At 68.1% G+C, this 18441-nt stretch carries 16 protein-coding genes and 1 tRNA gene; 10 read left to right on the top strand and 7 right to left on the bottom strand.

All coding sequences use genetic code 11. The annotated features are described in order from the left end of the window. The first annotated feature begins 73 nt into the window (after positions 1 to 73). Complete coding sequence (locus QZ546_RS01275) at positions 74 to 823, top strand: SDR family NAD(P)-dependent oxidoreductase (protein ID WP_294233405.1); 750 nt, start codon at positions 74 to 76, stop codon at positions 821 to 823. Here the strand turns inward: QZ546_RS01275 and QZ546_RS01270 are convergent, their stop codons facing one another. Next, positions 824 to 1306 carry a GNAT family N-acetyltransferase gene (locus QZ546_RS01270; protein WP_294233402.1) on the bottom strand — a complete coding sequence of 161 codons (483 nt, stop codon included), beginning with the start codon at positions 1304 to 1306 and terminating at the stop codon, positions 824 to 826. A gap of 97 nt (positions 1307 to 1403) precedes the next feature. Between QZ546_RS01270 and QZ546_RS01265 the strand changes: the two genes are divergently transcribed. Continuing rightward, positions 1404 to 2117, top strand: a complete 714-nt coding sequence (locus QZ546_RS01265) for a hypothetical protein (RefSeq protein WP_294233399.1) — start codon at positions 1404 to 1406, stop codon at positions 2115 to 2117. Between the two features lie 186 nt (positions 2118 to 2303). On the opposite strand, the gene QZ546_RS01260 is transcribed toward QZ546_RS01265, so the two are convergent. Continuing rightward, positions 2304 to 2378, bottom strand: a tRNA-Gly gene (locus tag QZ546_RS01260). 131 nt (positions 2379 to 2509) lie between these two features. Here QZ546_RS01260 and QZ546_RS01255 point away from each other — a divergent pair. The 4 genes from QZ546_RS01255 to clpS all read left to right on the top strand — a co-directional run bounded on the left by QZ546_RS01255 (position 2510) and on the right by clpS (position 8689). Then, positions 2510 to 3283, top strand: coding sequence for a hypothetical protein (locus tag QZ546_RS01255; RefSeq protein ID WP_294233396.1), 774 nt, complete (start codon positions 2510 to 2512; stop codon positions 3281 to 3283). Next, positions 3174 to 4727: a DNA polymerase Y family protein gene (locus QZ546_RS01250; protein WP_294233393.1), complete on the top strand. Its 1554-nt coding sequence runs from the start codon at positions 3174 to 3176 to the stop codon at positions 4725 to 4727. The genes QZ546_RS01255 and QZ546_RS01250 overlap by 110 nt, the downstream gene beginning before the upstream one ends. Before the next feature lie 161 nt (positions 4728 to 4888). Continuing rightward, the gene (locus QZ546_RS01245) at positions 4889 to 8182 is read left to right on the top strand and encodes an error-prone DNA polymerase (protein ID WP_294233390.1); all 3294 of its coding nucleotides are present in this window, start codon (positions 4889 to 4891) and stop codon (positions 8180 to 8182) included. A gap of 162 nt (positions 8183 to 8344) precedes the next feature. Then, positions 8345 to 8689, top strand: a complete 345-nt coding sequence (gene clpS / locus QZ546_RS01240; protein ID WP_294233726.1) for an ATP-dependent Clp protease adapter ClpS — start codon at positions 8345 to 8347, stop codon at positions 8687 to 8689. Positions 8690 to 8730: 41 nt separating this feature from the next. On the opposite strand, the gene QZ546_RS01235 is transcribed toward clpS, so the two are convergent. Continuing rightward, positions 8731 to 9675, bottom strand: a complete 945-nt coding sequence (locus tag QZ546_RS01235; protein ID WP_294233388.1) for an NAD(P)/FAD-dependent oxidoreductase — start codon at positions 9673 to 9675, stop codon at positions 8731 to 8733. Between the two features lie 314 nt (positions 9676 to 9989). Between QZ546_RS01235 and katG the strand changes: the two genes are divergently transcribed. Both katG and QZ546_RS01225 read left to right on the top strand, forming a co-directional pair. Beyond that, a complete protein-coding gene (gene katG, locus QZ546_RS01230) occupies positions 9990 to 12251 on the top strand; it encodes a catalase/peroxidase HPI (RefSeq protein WP_294233382.1) in 2262 nt (753 codons plus the stop codon). Positions 12252 to 12301: 50 nt separating this feature from the next. Beyond that, positions 12302 to 12658 (top strand): thiol-disulfide oxidoreductase DCC family protein, encoded by a 357-nt coding sequence (locus QZ546_RS01225; protein ID WP_294233379.1) that lies wholly within the window; start codon positions 12302 to 12304, stop codon positions 12656 to 12658. On the opposite strand, the gene QZ546_RS01220 is transcribed toward QZ546_RS01225, so the two are convergent. Further along, positions 12655 to 13428 (bottom strand): Crp/Fnr family transcriptional regulator, encoded by a 774-nt coding sequence (locus tag QZ546_RS01220; protein WP_294233377.1) that lies wholly within the window; start codon positions 13426 to 13428, stop codon positions 12655 to 12657. The genes QZ546_RS01225 and QZ546_RS01220 overlap by 4 nt on opposite strands. A gap of 124 nt (positions 13429 to 13552) precedes the next feature. On the opposite strand from QZ546_RS01220, the gene murA reads away from it, so the two are divergent. Continuing rightward, positions 13553 to 14833: a UDP-N-acetylglucosamine 1-carboxyvinyltransferase gene (gene murA, locus QZ546_RS01215; RefSeq protein ID WP_294233373.1), complete on the top strand. Its 1281-nt coding sequence runs from the start codon at positions 13553 to 13555 to the stop codon at positions 14831 to 14833. Between the two features lie 142 nt (positions 14834 to 14975). Here the strand turns inward: murA and QZ546_RS01210 are convergent, their stop codons facing one another. Continuing rightward, a complete protein-coding gene (locus tag QZ546_RS01210; RefSeq protein WP_294233370.1) occupies positions 14976 to 15773 on the bottom strand; it encodes a LytTR family DNA-binding domain-containing protein in 798 nt (265 codons plus the stop codon). Positions 15774 to 15912: 139 nt separating this feature from the next. Between QZ546_RS01210 and QZ546_RS01205 the strand changes: the two genes are divergently transcribed. Continuing rightward, on the top strand, positions 15913 to 16440 hold the full coding sequence (locus QZ546_RS01205; RefSeq protein ID WP_294233368.1) for a DUF2306 domain-containing protein: 528 nt from the start codon (positions 15913 to 15915) through the stop codon (positions 16438 to 16440). A 147-nt stretch (positions 16441 to 16587) separates the two neighbouring features. Here the strand turns inward: QZ546_RS01205 and QZ546_RS01200 are convergent, their stop codons facing one another. Beyond that, positions 16588 to 18180 (bottom strand): cisplatin damage response ATP-dependent DNA ligase, encoded by a 1593-nt coding sequence (locus QZ546_RS01200; protein WP_294233366.1) that lies wholly within the window; start codon positions 18178 to 18180, stop codon positions 16588 to 16590. Between the two features lie 7 nt (positions 18181 to 18187). Beyond that, entirely contained in the window at positions 18188 to 18373 is a 186-nt protein-coding gene (locus tag QZ546_RS01195) for a DUF1328 domain-containing protein (RefSeq protein WP_058715250.1), read from the bottom strand. Between the last annotated feature and the right edge of the window lie 68 nt (positions 18374 to 18441).

Raw genomic sequence — 18441 nt, 5'->3', positions numbered from 1 at the left:
CAGCGGACCGCTTTGCAACATGGCCCGGCTCCGGATACCAGCAGCGGGCCAGGTTCGAGAGGGAATTGAGACCATGACCAAGACTGTCCTCGTCACCGGTGCTAGCGCCGGGATCGGTGCGGGCACCGCACGCGCCTTTGTCGCCGCCGGGTGGCGGGTGATCGGCACCGGCCGCCGCGCCGACCGGCTGCAGGCACTGGCCGACGAGCTGGGGGCGGCGTTCCATCCGCTCGCCTTCGACATCACCGACGAGGATGCGCTGGACGCGGCGCTGGCCGGACTGCCGGCGGACTTTGCCGAGATCGACTGGCTGATCAACAATGCGGGCCTCGCGCTCGGCACCAAGCCCGCCCAGGATAGCGACCTTGCCCAGTGGCGGACGATGATCGCGACCAATATCGACGGGCTGATCACCATCACCCACCGGCTGCTGCCCCGCCTGATCGAACGGCGCGGGGGGATCATCAACCTGTCCTCGGTGGCGGCGAACTATCCCTATACCGGCGGCAACGTCTATGGCGGGACCAAGGCGTTCGTGAAGCAATTCTCGCTGAACCTGCGATCGGATCTGCACGGCAAGGGGGTGCGGGTCACTTCGATCGAGCCGGGCATGGTCGAGACCGAGTTCACCACCGTACGGACCGGCGGCGATCAGGCCGCGTCCGACGCGCTTTATGCAGGGTCCGACCCGATGACGGCGCAGGACATTGCCGCGACTTTGCTCTGGGTCGCCGAGCTGCCGCCGCATCTGAACATCAACCGGCTGGAACTGATGCCGGTCAGCCAGTCCTTTGCGGGCTTCCAGGTCGCACGGGCGGGATGATCAGAGCGGTCGGTGCATCACCAGTGCATCGACCATCCCCAGCCCCGGGTGCCGGAACGCCCCCGGTACCCGCCCGACCGTGGCAAAGCCCAGCGCGGTCCACAGATGCACCGCGGCCTCGTTGCTGGCGACCACGAAGTTGAACTGCATCGCGCTGAAACCCTGCGCGCGTGCCTGGTCGAAGGAATGCAGCGCCATCGCCCGCGCGACGCCTTTGCCGCGCGCCGCGGCGGCCGTCATATAGCCCGCATTGGCGACATGATCCCCACCGCCCGCCTGATTGGCGCGGATATAATAGGTGCCCAAGATCGCGCCCGCCTCCTCCGCGACGAAGGTCGTACGATCCCCGGCCAGCCAATAGGCAAGCGCCGCTTCCTCCGACATGGCGGGGTCGAGCGCATAGGTTTCACCTGCGCGGATCACCGGCATCAGGATCGCGGCGATGGCGGCGGCGTCGCCGGGCAGGGCGGGGCGGATGGGCATGGCGGTCTTCCCTTTGCGATGAAGCGGGCAATCCTGAATTTTCCCCGATAGGCCATGCTTCGGCTTCGCTCCTAACCCCCGGGACGGGAGGAACGATATGCCATTTTCACCAGATGACCGCCGCAAGCTGCTAATGAAGGCCGAGCAGGATGTCCGCCGCTGGTGCTGTCCGCGGGAGCAGCGGGTCGACCGGGGACGTCCGCCCGACACGCATTGGCTCTGGCTGTTCCCGGGACAGGTCGGGGAGCAGGATGCACGGCTGTTCCTGTCGACATTTCTGCTGACGAAATTCGTCGTCTGGGACCGGGCGGGGGTGGCGGCGGCGATCATGGCCACATATGCCGCCGAGACCTTCGATCCGTGCGTCGACATACCCAGGCTGGCCGGCGAACTGCCGATCCTGCGCGGGCAGCGGCGGCAATATAGCTCGGCCGCCAGCAAGATCGCGACCTTTGCCCGGCCCCGCGACGAAATCTATATCTGGGACCGGCTGGCCAGCAAGGCGGCGCGCCACCGCGACTGGGTGCGCAACGACCGTGTCGGCACGAAGCATCTCGCAAAGCTCTATGGCGATGCCGTGGGCCATGACTATCCCGCTTTCTGGCGGGCCTGTGCCCAGGCGCGGCGGGAGGAATGCGAAAAGCCCGATTTCCAACAGGCGCGCGACCGGCTCATCGCGGATTTCCGACAGGGCATCGGTGGCGCGGTGATGGCCGATCCCGACCGCATCCCCGATCATTTCATCGAGCGGCGTCTACTCGACAAGCTGATGTTCTGGGAAGGGACGTTGCTGGAAAACCGATTGATCTGAACCGGGTGGAACGGGCCTCGGCCGATCGCCGGGGCCTGTCGCCATGGCAGGTGACGGCGGACGGAAGGCGACCATGGCTTTTGGAGGGCGCGAAATGGTACAGCCATCGCGCTCGATTCCCGCAGGAACCGCGTCGGCTTTCGTCTATCATGTCGCTGCTGGCTGTCGCTCATCGGCGACAGGAACTGGAGCGGGCGAAGGGATTCGAACCCTCGACCCCAACCTTGGCAAGGTTGTGCTCTACCCCTGAGCTACGCCCGCTCTGGCGTTCCGAACCGGCGAACCGGCTGGGGTGAGGCGCGCTAATAGATGGGGGTTTTCGAACCGGCAAGCCCTTTTTTTGAGAAATTTTGCATTGGCGACTCGATCGCGAGAACATTACAAGAACATATATGGAGGAGCCCTTTGCCCTGATTGATCGCCTGCGCGGGGCCGCCGCCGTACAGGCGCGTGGGCAGGGACTGGGGCAGGGGTTGGGCGCGGCGGAGCGGTCAGGGGGGATGCCTCCTCTGGTACCTGCCCAACTGCATGAGATCCATGCGCTTTTACCCGAAGAAGCGGCGAGCGGCGCGGGGCTGGCGGTCGGGTGTCTGCTCGCCGCCAGGGCCTGGCCGGTGCTGTGGCTGCGGACCGAGGCGGCCGAGCGGCAGGGGGGGCGACTCCATGGACCGGGGCTGCTCGCCATGGGGCTCGACCCCGAGGAACTGGTCGTCGTGGTCGTGGCCGACGATGCCGCGCTGCTCCGCGCCGCCGCCGATGGCGCGCGCTGTCCGGGGCTGGGCAGCGTCGTCGCCGAGGGCTGGGGGGCGATGCGCGGGCTGGACCTCACCGCCTCGCGCCGGTTGATGCTGGCCGCCGAAGCCTCGGGCGTGCTGATGATCCTGCTGCGCATCGGGGGGCAGGTGGTGCCCAGCGCCGCCGCGACCCGCTGGTCGGTCGCGCCCGCGCCCTCGCGTGCATTCGCCGCCGAGGCGCCGGGGCCCCCCGCTTATGATCTGGAATTGCTGCGCCGACGGGGAGGGCCCGCGGGCGCCCGGTGGCGCGTGGAGTGGAACCGTGACACGCAAAGCTTCGATCCCGCGCCGCTATCTGGCGCTCGTCTTCCCCTGGTTGCCGATCGAGCGGTTGCGGGCACGCCGCCCGCACCTGTTCGTGGCGCGGGGTGACGCGCCGATCGCCTTCGCCGAATCGGTGGGCGGCGCGATCCGGCTCGCCGCGCTCGATCCGGCGGCGGTGGCGGCGGGGCTGTCGGTCGGGCTGACCCTGGCCGATGCGCGGGCGCGGGTGCCCGAGCTGGAGGTCTATCCACACGACCCCGCCGCCGATGCCGACTGGCTGGAGCGGCTGGCCGAGGGGGCGCGGCGCTATAGTCCGGCGGTGGCGCTGGATCCGCCGCAGGGGCTGGTGCTGGACAGTGCGGGCGCGGACCATCTGTTCGGCGGCGAGCGGCGTCTGGCCGAGGATATCGAGACGCGGATGGCCAGGCGGGGGATCGCCGTGCGGCTGGCCTATGGCGACACGCCCGAGGCGGCGCGGGCCTTGGCGCGTCATGCGGGTGCGCCGGCGCCCGACGAGATGGGAGCGATTCGCCGTCTGCCCGTCGCCGCGCTGGAACTGGACGAGGATGCCTGCGCGGCGCTGGTGGCGGCGGGGCTGAAGTCGGTCGGTGACGTGCTGGCGCGGCCGATGGCGACGATCGCGGCGCGATTCGGGCGTGAGGCGGCGACCGCGCTCCGGCGGCTGACCGGCGAGGAGGACAGCCCGCTGACTCCGCGCGTTACGCTCGCGCCGATCGGGGTGGAGCGCCGCTTCGCCGAGCCGGTGGCGCGGACCGAACATATGCTGGGCGTGCTGGAGGAGCTGGCAGGCGAGGCGGCGCGCGCGCTGGAGGAGCGGCATGAGGGCGGGCGGCGCTGGGACGCGCGGCTGTTCCGCTCCGATGGCGAGGTGCAGGCCTTGCGCGTCGAGACGGGGCAGCCGACCCGCGACCCCGCGGTCCTGCTACGGCTGTTCCGCGAGCGGATCGAGGCGCTGGCCGATCCGCTCGATCCCGGTTTCGGTTACGATCTGATCCGGCTGGACGTGGGGCTGGCCGAGAAGCTGGACGCGGTGCAGCTGCGGCTGGAGGGCGGCGAGGCGAAGGCGGAGGCGGTCGCCGCGCTGATCGACCGGCTGGGCACGCGGCTGGGGCGCGAGCGGGTGCGGCGAATCCATCCGCGCGACAGCCATATGCCCGAACAGGCCGAACTGCTGCTGCCCGCAACCGAGCCGCCGCCCAAGGCCGAATGGACCCGGCCCGAGCCGGGCGAGCCGCCATCGCGACCGATCCACCTGTTCGATCCGCCCCAGCCGATCGAATCGCTCGCCGCCGAGACCCCCGACGGCCCGCCCGCGCGCTTTCGCTGGCGGCGCAAGCTGCACGACGTGGCGCGCGCGGAAGGGCCCGAGCGGATCGCGGGCGAATGGTGGCGCCGCGCCGACATGACGCCGCCGACCCGCGACTATTACCGGGTGGAGGATGTGCGGGGGCGGCGCTTCTGGATCTTCCGCCACGGGCTTTACACGGAGACCGAGCGGCCGCGCTGGTATATGCACGGGCTGTTCGCGTGAGGAGCCCCATTCCATTTCCTCCCCTGCAAGGGGAGGTGGCAGCGCAGAGCGCTGACGGAGGGGTATCCCCGGTGGTGAGGAGGGGTACCCTCGCAACCGGCGACACCCCTCCACCATGCTGCGCATGGTCCCCCTCCCCTTGCAGGGGAGGAAAAGGGTAAATGCCCGACTTCGCCGAACTGGTCGCGGCGACGCATTATTCCTTTCTCGACGGGGCGAGTCCGGCCGAGGATATGATCGCGCGGGCCCATGCGTTGAAGCTGGCTGGCATCGGCATCGTCGACCGCAACACCGTTGCAGGGGTGGTGCGCGCCCTCAAGGCGTGGCGAAAGGGCTGCGCTTCGGCGGCGGAGATCGGCGGACCCCCGCCACCGACCCTGGTCGTCGGCGCACGCCTGGTCTTTGCCGATGGTACGCCCGACATCGTCGCCTATCCGGTCGATCGCATCGGCTGGGGGCGGCTGACCCGGTTGCTGACCTTGGGCAACAAGCGGGCGAGAAAAGGCGGCTGCATCCTAGGGTTGGGCGACCTGCTCCGTCATACCGAGGATCTGCTGCTGATCGCGCTGCCCGAATCTTCCGCGCGGCCCTGCGAGCCGATGGCGGACGCGATGCTGCCGCCCCGGCGCGCCGATCCGGGGCTGGCCGCGACGCTCGACCGGCTGGTAGCGGCGGCTCCGGGGCGGGTGTGGCTGGGGGTGACCATGGCGCGATCGGGGGCGGACCGGCGGCGGTTGATGGCGCGGGCGGCGCTGGCCGAGGCGCGGGGGGTGCCCCTGCTCGCGACCACCGACGCGCTGTTCGCCGAACCAGCCGACCGTCCGGTACAGGATATACTGACCTGTATCCGCGAAGGCCTGACCATCCGCACCGGCGGGCGGCGGCTGGCGGCCAATGCCGAGCGGCACCTGAAACCCGCCGCGGAAATGGCACGGCTGTTCGCCGACCGGCCGGGGGCGGTGGACGAGAGTATCGCGATCCTCGACCGGATCACCTTCCGGCTGGATCATTTATCCTACCACTATCCCGACGAGCCGGTGCCGGAAGGGTGGGACGCGCAGGACTGGCTGGAGGAACTGGTATGGCGTGGGGCGGCCAAGCGTTTCCCTGATGGGGCACCTGACAAGCTGACCGCGACGTTGAAAGACGAGCTCGAGCTCATCCGAGAACGCCGGTACGCGCATTATTTCCTGACCGTGCATGACGTGGTGCGGCACGCGCGGAGCCTGAAACCGCCGATCCTGTGTCAGGGGCGGGGGTCGGCGGCGAATTCGGCGGTCTGCTGGATATTGGGGGTCACCTCGGTCGATCCGACCAAGCATGACCTGCTATTCTCGCGCTTCGTCTCGGCCGAGCGCGGCGAGCCGCCCGATATCGACATCGACTTCGAGCATGAGCGGCGCGAGGAGGTGATACAGTATATCTACAACCGCTATGGCCGCCACCGCGCCGCCATCGCCGCGACCGTCATCCATTACCGCCCGCGCAGCACGGTGCGTGAGGTCGGCCGCGCGCTGGGGCTGAGCGAGGATGTGACGCAGCGTCTGACCAGCACCGTCTGGGGCAGCTTTTCCCAGCGGTTCGAGGAAAAGCGGTTCCACGAAACCGGCTTCTCGCCCGACAATCCCGAGATCGCGCGGCTGCGGACCCTGGTCGACCGGCTGCTGGGAGCGCCTCGGCATCTGTCGCAGCATGTCGGCGGCTTCGTGCTGACGCAAGGGCGGCTCGACGAGACGGTGCCGATCCATAACGGCGCGATGGAGGGGCGGACCTTCATCGAATGGGACAAGGACGATATCGACGAGCTGAAGATCATGAAGGTCGACATATTGGCGCTGGGGATGCTGACCTGCATCCGCAAGGCGTTCGACCTGATGCAAGCGAACGGCCTGCCAAGACCCGATCTCGATACGCTGGCGCAGGACGAGGACGAGCAGGTCTATAAGATGCTGCAAAAGGGCGACAGCATCGGCGTGTTCCAGGTCGAGAGCCGCGCGCAGATCAACATGCTGCCCCGGCTGAAGCCGAAGGAATTTTACGACCTTGTCGTGCAGGTCGCGATCGTCCGGCCGGGGCCGATCGAGGGCGACATGGTCCACCCCTATTTGCGGCGGCGGGCGGGCACGGAGCCGGTCAGCTATCCTTCGCCGAAACACGGTCCGGCGGACGAGCTGTATAAGCTACTCCACAAGACCTATGGCGTTCCGCTGTTCCAGGAACAGGCGATGAAGCTGGCCATCACGGCGGCCGGCTTTACCCCCGACGAAGCCAATGGCTTGCGGCGCGCCATGGCGACCTTTCGCAATGTCGGGACGATCCAGGGTTTCCGCGAGAAGATGGTCGGCGGCATGGTCCGGCGAGGCTATGAACCCGATTTCGCCGAGCGTTGCTTCAAGCAGATCGAGGGGTTCGGCTCTTACGGCTTTCCAGAGAGCCATGCGCTGTCCTTTGCGCGGCTGGTCTATGTCTCGGCCTGGCTGAAACGCCATCAGCCCGCGATCTTCACCTGCGCGCTGCTCAATGCGCAACCCATGGGATTTTACGCGCCCGCCCAGCTCGTCCGCGACGCGCGCGAGAACGGCCAGGTCGAGGTGCGACCGGTCGATGTGAACTTCAGCGGCTGGGACAATCGGCTGGAGCGGCGGGAGGACGGCGCCTTCGCGCTGCGGCTGGGCTTTCGCCAGGTCGACGCCTTTCGCGAGGCCTGGGGCACGGAGATTGCGGACCATGCTCCCTATGAGACGATCGAGTCGGTTGCGATCCGGGCGCGGCTTCCCCGCCGTGCGCTCGACCTGCTGGCGCAGGCCGATGCCTATCGCTCGCTGGGGCGGGGGCGGCGCGAGGGACAGTGGGAGGCGCGGCGGATGAAGTCGGCGCAGCTGCCGCTGTTCGCTGCGATGGAGGCCCCTGAAATGGCCGCCGAACCCGCCGTCACGCTGCCGCCCATGCCATTGTCGGAACAGGTGACGGCGGATTACCGCGCTACGCGGCTGTCGCTGAAAGGCCATCCCATGGCGTTCCTGCGCCGCGAACTGGCGGGCGAGGGCATATTGTCCGCCGCCGACCTCCACCGCCTGGCCGATGGGCGGCGGGCCAAGGTGGCGGGGGTGGTGCTGGTCCGCCAGCGGCCGGGCAAGGGCAATGCGATCTTCGTCACGATCGAGGACGAGACGGGCATCGTCAACGCGCTGCTCTGGGCGCGCGATTTCGAGGCGAACCGGCGCGCGGTGATGGCCTCGCGGCTGATGCTGCTTCACGGCGTCGTCCAGCGTAGCGACGAGGGTGTCGTGCATCTGATGACCGCCGGCGTCGAGGATCGCAGCGCGATGCTGGCCCGGCTGGAGGATGTGCCTGCCGCCCCCACCCGCTCGCACGATCCGCGAGGGAGCCCGGCGCAGCGCGGGGGCCATCCACGCGATGTCCGGCTGCTGCCGCGCTCGCGGGACTTTCATTAAGGGGGGGCGTAAAAGCATTCCTCCCTTTGCAGGGAAGGAATGGAGAAAGGTCTCACCGATTTATACGATCGCCCCATGCCCAAGGGCTTGTGCCGACCCCCCGCCATGCCATATTTTACGACCATGGCCCCGAACAGCGATCTTCTCACCCATCCTTTGGGGATGGCCGGCAATGGGCCCGGTCAGGGCCCGGATCATGGCGATGACGAGGGCACCGGCCTGGGCGTCGCCACCCGGACCCGCGCGCGCACCAAGCAGCCGACGCCGTACCGCGTGCTGATGCTGAACGACGATTACACGCCGATGGAATTCGTCGTGCTGTGCCTGCAGCGGTTTTTCCGCATGAGCATGGACGACGCGACCCGCGTGATGCTGCACGTCCATCAGCGCGGTGTCGGCGTGTGCGGCGTCTTCTCCTACGAAGTCGCCGAGACCAAGGTGGCGCAGGTGATCGACTTCGCCCGTGCCAACCAGCATCCGCTGCAATGCACGCTGGAAAAGGCGTAACGGACTTCTGAACTTTCTCCCCCTTGCGGGAAGGATTTCGTTCAGAGGATAGCCCGGGCCGCCTGACGCCCGGACAGCCACGCGCTTTCGACACGCGGCGCGATCATCCAGTCACCACAGGCCGCCAACCCCGATTCGGGGCGGAAATAAGCACCGATCCCCGCTTTCCCCGACCGGGCATAGCGCCAGCGATGCGCCGTCGCATGCACCGGCGCGGGCAGCGTACCCACCCGTTCCTCCAGCGCCCGCAGCAGCGAGGCGATGACCGACGCGGTGTCGCTTTCCAGATGACGCCGCGACCAGGCGGGCGTCGCGTGAATCGTCCAGGCCTCGGCGCTGTCCCGTCCCGGCTTGGCATTGTTGCGCGCGGCCCAGTCGATCGGACCGGAGTCGATCGGGCCGGCGCTCGACAAGAGATCGGGTGCGGCAATGGCGGTGTCGAACCCCAGCAGCACCGTCCAGCAGGGCTCGGAGCCATGCGCCCCGGCCAGTTCCGCCAGCGCGGGATCGTGGTCCGCGACGAGCGCAGGCAGCTGCTCGGCGGGTATCGCCAGGACGACATGGTCGAACGGGCCTTCGCGCCCGCCGTCATGATCCAGCCACCATGCGCCCTCTTGCCGCACCAGGCCGCGAATATGGGTCGACCAGCGGGGCTGAAGCGGCTCGGCCATATGGCCCGGAATCGCGCTCATGCCCGGTACGCCGACCCAGGCATCGTCCCCCGCCGCCGGCCAGCGCGCGACGATGCCCGCCTGCGCCCAGCACGCCATCTGCGCGACGAAATCGGGATCGCGTGCCGTCAGATACTGGGCGCCATAGTCGAAGGCGAAGGACGGGCCCATCGCCGTCACCCTCTTGCTCGCCATGCGCCCGCCGGGGCGGCGGCCCTTGTCGAACAGCGTGACCCGCCAGCCTGCGTCCGTCAGCCGCTCGGCACAGGACAACCCGGCCATGCCCGCCCCGATAATCGCCGCCGATCCGGCCATAGACCTGTTCCTCCATGCCCGGTCACGGCTTCTGAAGACGTGTAAGCAGGCCCAACGCGCCAATATCTGGACTGATCCAGGCTAATTTTTTTGAAGCCGGCCGGGCTTCGCCAAGGATCGGAGGATAGGATCCGACGTTGACGGTGCGGATGAGCGGCGGATGTCTTCCGCTCCGGGAAAGACGCGGCCGCCGATGTTCATGACATGCATGACATGATTCTGGCACTCACCGATGCACATGGCAGGCAGGATTGCCCGTCATCTTAGTGACTTGTGCGCTGCTTCGATCCGACGAACCCCCGAAAGGCTGGCATATGGAAGACTATAAGACGGTACTCGCGGGCAAGTGCCCGTTCGGCGGCGACCGGATCGGGGGCGCCTTCACCACGCCGCCGACCCTGGCCGAATGGTATCCCAACCGGCTGCGCGTCGAGCAGCTGCACCGCCACGGGCCCCGCGCCAATCCGCTGGGCGACGATTTCGACTATCGCGCCGAATTCGCCAAGATCGACCTCGATGCGCTGAAGGCCGAGATCAAGCGCTTCCTGACCAGCTCGGTCGCATGGTGGCCGTGCGATTATGGCAATTACGGGCCGCAGATGATCCGCATGGCCTGGCACTCGGCGGGCAGCTATCGCATCGCCGACGGGCGCGGTGGTGCGGGCGAGGCGATGCAGCGTTTCGCGCCGATCAACAGCTGGTGGGACAATGGCAATGTCGACAAGTCGCGTCGCCTGCTCTGGCCGATCAAGCAGAAATATGGCGCCGCGCTGTCCTGGGCGGATCTGATCGTCCTGACCGGCAATTGTTCGCTCGAGATCATGGGGCTGCCGACCTATGGTTTCGGCGGCGGGCGCGAGGATGCGTGGGAAGCCGACGACGCGACCTATTGGGGCCCGGAAGTCTTCGACATGACCCAGGTCGATTCGTTCGACGAGATGGTCAATCGCGACAAGCGCTGGCGGGGCCAGAATGGAGACGCGGATTATGACATGGAACAGCCGCTGGCCGCGTCGCACCAGTCGCTCATCTATGTGAACCCTGAAGGGCCCTATGCCAGCGGCGATCCGATGGCCTCGGCGCGCGACATCCGCATCACCTTCACCCGCATGGCGATGAACGACGAGGAGACGGTGGCGCTGATCGCGGGCGGCCATGCCTTTGGCAAGAGCCATGGCATGGTGAAGGCCGACCGTATCGGCGCGCCGCCCGAGATCGCCGCCATCGAGGAGATGGGCCTGGGCTGGCACAATCCCGAGGGCACCGGCAATGCCGAGTTCACGATGACCAACGGCATCGAGGGTAGCTGGACCCAGAACCCGACTCAGTGGGACAACAGCTATCTGGAGAATCTGCTGGGCCTGGAATGGGAACAGACGCGCAGCCCGGCGGGCGCGCTGCAATGGACGCCGGTCGATGCCGACGCGCCGCGCACCCCGGACGCGCATGTCGCGGGCAAGACCCATGCCCTGATGATGATGACCAGCGACATCGCGCTGAAGGTCGATCCCATTTATCGCCCCATCTGCGAGCGGTTCCTGACCGACTTCGACTATTTCACCGAGCAGTTCTCGAAAGCCTGGTACAAGCTGACCCACCGCGACATGGGCCCGCGCGAGCGCTATGTCGGGCCGGAGGTGACGATCGAGCCGGACCTGCTGTGGCAGGACCCGATCCCCGAGCGTGACCATGCGCTGGTCGATACCGCCGATATTGCGACGTTGAAGCAGCGGATTCTGGACAGCGGCCTGTCGGTATCCGACTTGGTCTTCACCGCCTTCTCGGCAGCGGTCACGTACCGGGATAGCGACAAGCGCGGCGGCGCCAATGGTGCGCGCCTGGCGCTTGCCCCGCAAAAGGACTGGGCGGTCAATCGCCGCACCGTGCCCGTCATCGCCAAGCTCCGCGAGATCATGGCCGCGTTCAACGATGCGGCGTCCGGCGGCAAGCGCGTGTCGCTCGCCGACCTGATCGTGCTGGGCGGCACGGCGGCGGTCGAGAAGGCGGCGGCGGATGCGGGCGTGGCCGAGGCGGTCGCCTTCACCGCCGGGCGCCGCGACACCACCGACGAACTGACCGATGCCGACAGCTTCGAATGGCTGAAGCCCGTGGTCGACGGCTTCCGCAACTATGTCGACGATCAGTTCGCGACGATCACCCAGGGCCGTGTCGCGCCCGAGGAACTGTTCCTCGACAAGGCCGCGCTGCTGAAGCTCAGCGCCCCCGAATGGGTGGTGCTGACCGGCGGGCTGCGCGCGCTGGGGGCGAATTGGGACGGCGGCGCGGACGGCGTGTTCACCGACCGGGTGGGCGTGCTGAGCAACGATGTCTTCCGCGTGCTGACCAGCATGGACTATGTCTGGACCAAGCAGGACGCGGGCGGCCTGCGCTTCACGCTGGACGACCGGGACAGCGGCGAGACGCGCTACACCGCGACTCGCAACGACCTGATCTTCGGCGCCAATTCGCAACTGCGCAACATCGCGGAATTCTACGCCGCCGAGGATGGCCATCCCCGCATGGTCCGCGACTTCGTGAAGGTATGGAACAAGGTCATGACGGCGGATCTGTTCTGATGACGGGGGCGGCCCGGTCGCGACCGGGCCGCCCTCCGTCGGAGAAGGGCATGACGACAGTCACCGTCTGGTATGATGCCGCCTGTCCGCTGTGTCGTCGCGAGATCGCGGCGATGCGGCGGCTGGACCGGCGCGGGCGGATCGACTTTGTCGCGATCGGCGACGAAGGATCGGACCAGTGCCCGATCGACCGAGACCGGCTACTCGCCCGGTTCCATGCGCGCGAAGATGGGCGGATGCTGTCGGGCGCGGCAGCCCTTGCCGCGATGTGGCGGGCGATCCCGCTGCTGCGGCCCCTCGGGCTGGCGGCGCGCGCGCCATGGCTATTGGCGCTGCTGGAGCGCGGCTATCGCCGGTTTCTCAACGTCCGGCCCCGGTTGCAGACATGGGCGGGCGGCCGCTCTTAACGCCCCGGCGGCAGCCAGCCGAGGTCCAGCCCTTCGAACCGGTCGATATAGCCCGCCTCGCGCATCAATTGCGCCTCGTCCAGCAGGTGGACCTGCCCACCCTCGCGCTTGATGAGCGCCTCGTCCTCCAGCTGGCGCAGCATCCGGTTCACATGCACGGCAGTCAGGCCGATCGCGTCCCCCATCTCCTCCTGGGTCAGGCCGGGGGCGAAGGACGTGCCGACATCCATGCCGGCCTGGCGCATCTGGCCGCGCAGCGACAGCAGCAGCGTCGCGACCCGCGCCCGTGCCGAGGTGCGGCCCAGGCCCGCCAGCCGGTCGGTGGTGATGACCCGCTCTATCTGGTTCAGGACCAGGATCAGGCTGAGCAGGCGCGGATGCTCCACCGCCAGCGTCGCGATCTGCGCCCGGTCGAACGGACAGACGACCGCGTTCGATACCGCGACCACCGTGTCGGGCGACCGGTCATAGACCAGCGCCGACAGCGCGAAGAGATCGCCGGGAAACAGGAAGCGCACGATCTGGCGGCTGCCATCGTCGAGCAGGACATAGCCCATCAACATGCCCTGCTGTACGACGAACAGGTCTTCGCCGCGCATATGCTCGTCGATCAGGACGGTGCCGCGCCGGATGGCCCTGGGACGCTCCTCGAACCGCGACAGGGCATCGCGCTCGGCCGGGGTCAGCGAAACCCATTTGTCCAGCCGATCCGCAAGCCCGAAATTCGACACCAATACCTCACCCCCCGAGCGGACAAGTGCCTTAGCCATCAAGGGGGATTCCCCGCATTAATGTGTATCAACCGTGTATTTTCTTGGGGAATGGGCGCGGTTTTGGCGGGGGTTGGCCGCGCGACCCTTGGCGGTCGCGCAACGGTCGGCTAGGGCTCCTTGCATGGACCGTATCCTCATTCGCGGCGGCAACCGGCTGTCGGGCCGCCTGAAGATCTCGGGCGCGAAGAACGCCGCGCTCACCCTGATGCCTTGCGCGATCCTGACCGACGAACCGGTCACGCTGCGCAACCTGCCGCGCCTGGCCGATGTCGACGGCTTCGGCCATCTGCTGAACCAGATCGGCGCCTCGACGCGGGTCGAGGGGACGCGGCCGGAGGATTTCGGCCGGGTCATGACGATCCGCGCGGGGCAGCTCTTCTCGACCGAGGCGCCCTACGACATCGTGCGCAAGATGCGCGCGTCGATCCTGGTGCTCGGCCCCATCCTGGCGCGCATGGGCGAGGCGCGGGTGTCGCTGCCCGGCGGCTGTGCGATCGGCAACCGCCCGATCGACCTTCACCTGAAGGCGCTGGAGGCGATCGGCGCGGAGATCGAACTGACCGCCGGTTACGTGAAGGCCAGCGCGCCGGGCGGCCGGCTGTCGGGTGGGCGCTATACCTTCCCGGTGGTGTCGGTCGGCGCGACCGAGAATGCGCTGATGGCCGCCGCGACCGCCAAGGGCACCACGGTGCTGGGCAATGCCGCGCGCGAGCCCGAGATCGTCGACCTGTGCCGCCTGCTGATCGCGATGGGTGCGCGGATCGACGGCATCGGCACCGAAACGCTGACCATCGAGGGCGTCGACCGGCTGCATGGCGCCACCTATTCGGTGATGCCCGACCGGATCGAGGCGGGCAGCTATGCCTGCGCCGCAGCGATCACCGGCGGCGATCTGGAGCTGGTGGGCGCCTGTGCCGACGACATGCGCGCGACGCTCTCCGCCCTGACCGAGGCGGGGGTGACGGTCGAGGAGACGCGCGATTCGGTCCGCGTCACCGCGAATGGCCCGCTCCAGCCGCTGACCCTGTCGACCGCGCCCTATCCGGGCTTCGCGACGGACATGCAGGCGCAATTCATGGCGATGCTCTGCAAGGCCGGGGGCACCAGCACCCTGACCGAGACGATCTTCGAGAATCGCTATATGCATGTGCCCGAGCTGGCGCGCATGGGGGCGGACATCCAGGTCCATGGCCGCACCGCGATGGTGAAGGGCGTCGAGAAGCTGACCGGCGCGCCGGTCATGGCGACCGACCTGCGTGCCTCGATGAGCCTGATCCTGGCCGGTCTGGCGGCGGAGGGCGAGACGTCGGTCGCCCGCGTCTATCACCTCGACCGCGGTTACGAGCGGCTGGAAGAGAAGCTGTCGGCCGTCGGCGCGGATATCGAGCGCGTCGGCGACTGATCCAATCCTCCCCAAGCTATGCTTGGGGAGGGGGACCGCCCGGCAAAGCCGGGTGGTGGAGGGGCGTGATCGCGAGCGGTGACACCCCTCCGTCAGGGCTTCGCCCTGCCACCTCCCCTTGCAGGGGAGGAAAGACGGGTTGCTACCACCAGCCCTCCGCCTCCAGTACCGGCACCATCGCGCGCGATACCCGCGCCTCGACCCCGTTCGACAGGATCAGGCGCAGCCCACGGCCCTCGCGATGCGCCTCGCGAACGGCGGCGCGCGCCACCCACCAGCTGCGATGGACCTGCGCTCCGTCGAACGGCGCGATCTCCTGCACCGCGTCGCGCATCCGCAGGAGGATCAGTTCCGACCCATGGGCGCCGTGGACGCGGAGATAATGGTCCTCCATTTCCAGCGCGAGGATATCGGGGCCGAAGCCGGGCGGTAGCCGGTCCAGCAGGGCCGGGCGGGCAGGGGACGCCGGTTCTGGCGGCGTCGGTTCCGGGTGTGGCGGTGGCGCGACCGGCTCCGCGGCGGCGATGGCGGCCTCGCGCCGTCTTTGCCCGAACCAGAGGAGCAGGCTGGCGATCCCGCCGACCGCCAGCACATTGCCATAGAGCGCAATCGCATCGTCGACGCCGGGGAGGGGCTGGGGCGCGTCCAGATGCCCGATCCACCAGACGACGACGCTCATCGGCACGCTGGCGACCAGCGCCGCCGCCACCCAGCCCGCGACATCGGGCAAATGCAGCCGTTTCGCCGCTGCCAGTGCCGCGATCATCGCGGGGCGGTACAGTGCATAGCCCGCCAGCATCAGCGTGATCCAATAGATCAGCCGCCGCGCGAAGCTGGCCCCGAAGGTCCCGAACGGACCCAGCACCGCAAAGATCAGCCCCAGCGCGATCATCGCGGCGAGCTCGATCAGGATGCGGCGCAGGCTGGGCATGACGATCATGCCTATGGCCAATTCACGCTTCGCGAAACGGCAAATCGCCCCGCCCGCGAAGGGGAGGGGCCGATCCGCGCAAACGCGCTGGCGGATGGATGGCGGCGCGGCAGACAGGCGCCATTCGCCTCAACGGGGACCGATTGTCATGACCAGCCTGCCGCTCGCCGCTCCATCCGCGCGCCATTCCGACCTGTCGCCCCTCTTGCGCGCCGCGATCCTGGCGGGGGGCGGTACGCTCAGCGTCATGGCCCTGGTGGCGCTGGCCAAAGGCGCGCTGGGCCTGTCGCCGACCCTGGCGCGGGCGCATGGCGTGGCGGTGGCGATCCATCTGGCCGCCGTCCTGCCCGCCCTGCCGCTGGGGCTGTATGTGCTGTTTGCGCGCAAGGGGGATGCGCGGCACCGGATGCTGGGGAAGCTCTGGGCCGTGCTGATGGTGGTCGGGGCGCTGTCCGCCCTGGCGTTGCGCGACCTGAACCATGGCCAGTTCAGCCCGATCCATATCTTCGTCCCCGTCACGCTGATCGGCCTGTGGCGCGCGATCGCGGCGGCGCGGGCGGGCCGGATCGCGGCGCATCGGCGGATCATGGTCCTGCTCTATCTGGCAGGACTGATCGGGGCGGGCGCCTTCGCCTTCGCGCCCGGCCGGGTCATGGGGACGTGGCTGTTCGGTTGAGATAGGATCGAAACGCCCTCTATTCCTCCCCTGTAAGGGGAGGGGGACCGTGCGAAGCATGGTGGAGGGGTGTGCCCGCTGGCCGTGATACCCCTCCGTCAGCGCGGCGCGCTGCCACCTCCCCTTACAGGGGAGGAATGAAGTCCATTACGTCACCAGCCGCTTCAGCGTCTCCACCCGGTCGGCCTCGGCGGCAGGCTTGTCGGTGCGGATGCGGGCGATCCGGGGGAAGCGCATCGCGACGCCGGACTTGTGCCGCTTCGATTCGTGGATCGAATCGAACGCGATCTCCAGTACCAGCGTCTTCTCCACCTCGCGCACCGGGCCGAAGCGCTGGAGCGTATGTGCGCGCACGAAACGGTCGAGCTGGCGCAACTCCTCGTCGGTGATGCCCGAATAGGCCTTGCCAACGGGGAGCAACTCGCCCTCCTCGGTCCAGCAGCCGAAGGTATAGTCGCTATAATAGCTCGAACGCCGGCCATTGCCGCGCTGGGCGTACATCATCACGCAATCGGCGGTCAGCGGATCGCGCTTCCACTTATACCACAGGCCGACGCGCCGCCCGCCGCTATAGGGGGAGTCGCGCCGCTTGAGCATAACGCCCTCGATCGCGGCATCGCGGGCGGTGGCGCGCAAGGCTTCGAGCGCGGTGAAGTCCGCCGCCTCGATCACCGCGCTGACGTCGAACCGATCGGGGTCGAGCTTGGCCGCGAACGCCTCCAACCGCTGGCGTCGCTCGGTCCAGGGGAGGGCGCGGACATCCTCCGTCCCGTCGACCAATATGTCATAGAGCCGGACGAAAGCGGGATAATCGGCCAGCATCTTGGCCGACACCGTCTTGCGCCCCAGCCGTTGCTGCAATGCGTTGAAGCTGGCCGCACCCCCGCCATCCTCCAGCGTGCCGCCCTGATGCTCGCCCTTGACCAGCAGTTCGCCGTCCACCGCGCCGACCGCGTCGAAGGCGCTGGCGACATCGGGAAAGGCGTGGGTCACATCGTCGCCGGTGCGGCTGTAGAGCCGGGTCTGCCCCGCGACATGGACGATCTGCACCCGGATACCGTCCCATTTCCACTCGGCGGCATAGTCGGTCAGGTCGACGCGCAGATCCTCCAGCGGATGGGCGAGCATGAAGGGGCGGAAGACCGGCACATCGGCGGGCGTCGGCTGTGCGCCCGTGCCTTCGCCCCAGGCGAAGAGTTCGGCATAAGGCGGCGACAGGCCGTGCCAGACCTCTTCCACCGCCTCGACATCCAGGCCGAAACGCTGTGCAAAGCCGGTCTTGGCGAGGCGGGCGGACAGGCCGATGCGCAGGCCCCCGGTCGCCATCTTCAACAGCGCGAAGCGTTCCTCGGCGGTCATCCGGTCGAGCATGTCGGCCAGCACGGCGGGCGCATCGGAGCGCGACAGATGCCGCAACCGCTCGACCACGGCGCTGACCGACAGCGGTTCGGGATCGAGCGGTCGGTCGGGCGCGGGCCAGAGCAGCGCGACCGTCTCGGCGGTGTCGCCGACATAGTCGCGGCTCATGCGGAACAGCACGGGATCGACCCTCTGTTCGATCAGCGCGCGGATGAGAGCGGGCTTCACGCCGGGCAGGTCGAGATCGCCGGTCAACGCCGCCATCGCCCAACCCCGGTCGGGATCGGGCGTGGCGGCGAGATAATCCGCGACCAGCTTCAGCTTGGCGTTGCGCGAGCGGGTATAGATCAGCGCATCGAGCAACGCGGCAAAGTCGCGCATCTGCGGATCAGTCGATCGCGTTCTTCACCGACTTGCCCGCGACCAGCCCGAGCACCAGGAAGATCACGAACAGCGCGATCGCGATGAAGAAGAGGATCTTGGCGATCCCGACGAACGCGCCGCCGATGCCGCCGAAACCCAGTGCGCCCAGCACCAGTCCGACGACGAGAAACGTGATGGCGAGCTTGAGCATGGGGCAATCCTTCTGACCTGAGAAGGGCTCAACCGGTCAGGCGGGTTGGTGTTCCGGTTACGTATCAT

The organism is uncultured Sphingomonas sp. (genome assembly GCF_913062585.1).
GTDB lineage: Bacteria > Pseudomonadota > Alphaproteobacteria > Sphingomonadales > Sphingomonadaceae > Sphingomonas.
This window is presented reverse-complemented; position numbering and strand designations above follow the sequence as displayed.

Coding starts and splice junctions, on each gene's coding strand:
- QZ546_RS01275 (WP_294233405.1), top strand. CDS start 74: ATGACCAAGACTGTCCTCGTCACCGGTGCTAGCGCCGGGATCGGTGCG.
- QZ546_RS01270 (WP_294233402.1), bottom strand. CDS start 1,306: ATGCCCATCCGCCCCGCCCTGCCCGGCGACGCCGCCGCCATCGCCGCG.
- QZ546_RS01265 (WP_294233399.1), top strand. CDS start 1,404: ATGCCATTTTCACCAGATGACCGCCGCAAGCTGCTAATGAAGGCCGAG.
- QZ546_RS01255 (WP_294233396.1), top strand. CDS start 2,510: ATGGAGGAGCCCTTTGCCCTGATTGATCGCCTGCGCGGGGCCGCCGCC.
- QZ546_RS01245 (WP_294233390.1), top strand. CDS start 4,889: ATGCCCGACTTCGCCGAACTGGTCGCGGCGACGCATTATTCCTTTCTC.
- clpS (WP_294233726.1), top strand. CDS start 8,345: ATGGCCGGCAATGGGCCCGGTCAGGGCCCGGATCATGGCGATGACGAG.
- QZ546_RS01235 (WP_294233388.1), bottom strand. CDS start 9,675: ATGGCCGGATCGGCGGCGATTATCGGGGCGGGCATGGCCGGGTTGTCC.
- katG (WP_294233382.1), top strand. CDS start 9,990: ATGGAAGACTATAAGACGGTACTCGCGGGCAAGTGCCCGTTCGGCGGC.
- QZ546_RS01225 (WP_294233379.1), top strand. CDS start 12,302: ATGACGACAGTCACCGTCTGGTATGATGCCGCCTGTCCGCTGTGTCGT.
- QZ546_RS01220 (WP_294233377.1), bottom strand. CDS start 13,428: ATGGCTAAGGCACTTGTCCGCTCGGGGGGTGAGGTATTGGTGTCGAAT.
- murA (WP_294233373.1), top strand. CDS start 13,553: ATGGACCGTATCCTCATTCGCGGCGGCAACCGGCTGTCGGGCCGCCTG.
- QZ546_RS01210 (WP_294233370.1), bottom strand. CDS start 15,773: ATGATCGTCATGCCCAGCCTGCGCCGCATCCTGATCGAGCTCGCCGCG.
- QZ546_RS01205 (WP_294233368.1), top strand. CDS start 15,913: ATGACCAGCCTGCCGCTCGCCGCTCCATCCGCGCGCCATTCCGACCTG.
- QZ546_RS01200 (WP_294233366.1), bottom strand. CDS start 18,180: ATGCGCGACTTTGCCGCGTTGCTCGATGCGCTGATCTATACCCGCTCG.
- QZ546_RS01195 (WP_058715250.1), bottom strand. CDS start 18,373: ATGCTCAAGCTCGCCATCACGTTTCTCGTCGTCGGACTGGTGCTGGGC.